Origin of the sequence: Klebsiella sp. 4_1_44FAA, assembly GCF_000238715.1 — a bacterium.
GTDB lineage: Bacteria > Pseudomonadota > Gammaproteobacteria > Enterobacterales > Enterobacteriaceae > Klebsiella > Klebsiella pneumoniae.
This window is the reverse complement of record NZ_JH414830.1, coordinates 1-2,015: the sequence shown is the minus strand read 5'-3', so window position 1 is coordinate 2,015 and position 2,015 is coordinate 1. Positions and strand designations below refer to the sequence as shown.

Genomic DNA, 2,015 nt, shown 5'->3' with positions numbered 1-2,015 from the left:
CAGCCGGAATACGCGTTTAATCACCAGAACGGTGGTGGATGGCGAGATCGAATAGCGCTGGGGCCGTTCCTCGTGATGAAGGCGTTGCCGACTCATACCAGGCCTGAATGGCCTCATCATCCAGCCAGAAAGTGAGGGAGCCACGGTTGATGAGAGCTTTGTTGTAGGTGGACCAGTTGGTGATTCTGAACTTTTGCTTTGCCACGGAATGGTCTGTGTTGTCGGGAGGATGCGTGATCTGATCCTTCAACTCAGCAAAAGTTCGATTTATTCAACAAAGCCGGCATGAATAACCAGAGTCGTGGTCGCACCGGAAATCGCCTGCTTTCCGCATCATTGACTGATCAGGCCCTGAATATCATCCGTGAACGCTATGCCGATTTTGGCCCCACACTGACGTGGGAAAAGCTCGCTGAAAATCACGGTTTACTGATGAGTTTATGACCGCTTATAACCGGCGCTTTGGCAAAGCACCCCGGCATGACTTTGATGTTCACCGGCCACTTGAAACTGATGCATTTTTCACATGGCGGGAACCGCGCCGTGTTTCAAAATCCCTGACGGTGCAGTATGACAAAGTGCTCTATCTGATTGAAGACAATGAGTTAAGCCGAAGGGCTATTGGCAAGTACATTGAGGTATGGCATTACCCGGATGGCCGGAAAGAGCTCCGGCTAAACGGGGTTGTCCTTCCCTACTCCACCTATGATCGCCTTCAGAAAATCGACCAGGGGGCTATCGTGGACAACAAGCGCCTCGGGCGTACACTTGAATTTATCAAACTGGTACAGGACAAACGCGACAATAACCGGTCACAGGCTCTCCCTGCCGGAGATGGCCCCTCGCGCCGACGCAGGAAACCCACAGAGAAGAAATCCCAGCGATCTCTGGACGAAGACGATATGCTCAATGCGCTGAAGACATTACAATCACGTTCTGACGAGATTTTCGGTACAAGGAAATGACATGGAGATGATGGCAGACATAATCCCATCTTCATAGAGCTGCAATGCAAGAGAGTTTAAGGTCCGCTTTGAGCGAGGAGCGGACATAACGGTCAATCTCGTCACCAGTTACTCCAACGTAAAAGTGTGATTAAATCAAAAGGCTCCATGTTAATAAAGCATAGTGATGGCATGATACATTAGGGGATAAAATTGCTAGTTCAAACTAATCGATTGTACCTTCGGCCTGTAATCTCATCAGACTTAAACGATCTATTCAAAATTTATGGTGATCCCGCTACGAACACTTTTAATCCTGCGGGACCATATCCGAACATTGATCATGCAAAAATGGTTATGAATCGCTGGCTCGACCATTGGCAAACTCATAGTTTTGGAAACTGGGCAATTTCGCTTCTTACTAATCCTGAAAAAATCATCGGTTTTGGCGGGCTGGGAATTCGTAATTATGACGATATAGTTATCAATAATCTTGGGTATCGCTTATCTACAGAGGCTTGGGGGAAGGGTCTGGCCACAGAATTTGCCATATACGCGATAAAATTTGGATTTGATGTTATTAAATTAACCGAAATTTCGGCTGTTGTTCGAGAGAATCATCTGGCGTCACAGAAAGTGTTACAGAAGTCGGGGTTAAGATATGTCAAAGAGATTCATGATGTTAAAGATGCACCTCCAAGCCTTCTGTATTCAATATCAGTGGATGAGTGGTTAAGAAATTTAGAAGTGAACGCATCCGTTTAAAATCCCCTTTCAGGTCCATTAGAGGATTTAACATACTTATCTAGGGAAGGTGCGAACAAGTTCCTGATATGAGATCATCATATTCATCCGGAGCGCATCCCAGAGGGACATCATGAGCCATCAACTCACCTTCGCCGATAGTGAATTCAGCACTAAGCGCCGTCAGACCCGAAAAGAGATTTTCCTCTCCCGCATGGAGCAGATTCTGCCATGGCAGAATATGACCGCTGTCATCGAGCCGTTTTATCCCAAGGCGGGCAATGGCCGACGGCCCTATCCGCTGGAGACCATGCTGCGTATTCACTG

2 protein-coding genes and 3 pseudogenes are annotated in these 2,015 nt (G+C 47.3%); 4 read left to right on the top strand and 1 reads right to left on the bottom strand.

Annotation, left to right across the window (positions count from 1 at the left end):
- Positions 1–250: pseudogene (locus tag HMPREF1024_RS29850) on the bottom strand (transposase); the annotation flags it as partial.
- 35 nt (positions 251–285) lie between these two features.
- Between HMPREF1024_RS29850 and HMPREF1024_RS31520 the strand changes: the two are divergent.
- The 4 genes and pseudogenes from HMPREF1024_RS31520 to HMPREF1024_RS00190 all read left to right on the top strand — a co-directional run.
- Positions 286–444, top strand: coding sequence for a hypothetical protein (locus HMPREF1024_RS31520; RefSeq protein ID WP_165859157.1), 159 nt, complete (start codon positions 286–288; stop codon positions 442–444).
- Positions 420–965, top strand: a pseudogene (locus HMPREF1024_RS00185) (ISNCY family transposase); the annotation flags it as partial. The gene HMPREF1024_RS31520 and the pseudogene HMPREF1024_RS00185, both read left to right, overlap by 25 nt.
- A 192-nt stretch (positions 966–1,157) precedes the next feature.
- On the top strand, positions 1,158–1,709 hold the full coding sequence (locus tag HMPREF1024_RS0127920; RefSeq protein ID WP_016831605.1) for a GNAT family N-acetyltransferase: 552 nt from the start codon (positions 1,158–1,160) through the stop codon (positions 1,707–1,709).
- A gap of 112 nt (positions 1,710–1,821) precedes the next feature.
- Positions 1,822–2,015 (top strand): annotated as a pseudogene (locus HMPREF1024_RS00190) (IS5/IS1182 family transposase); the annotation flags it as partial.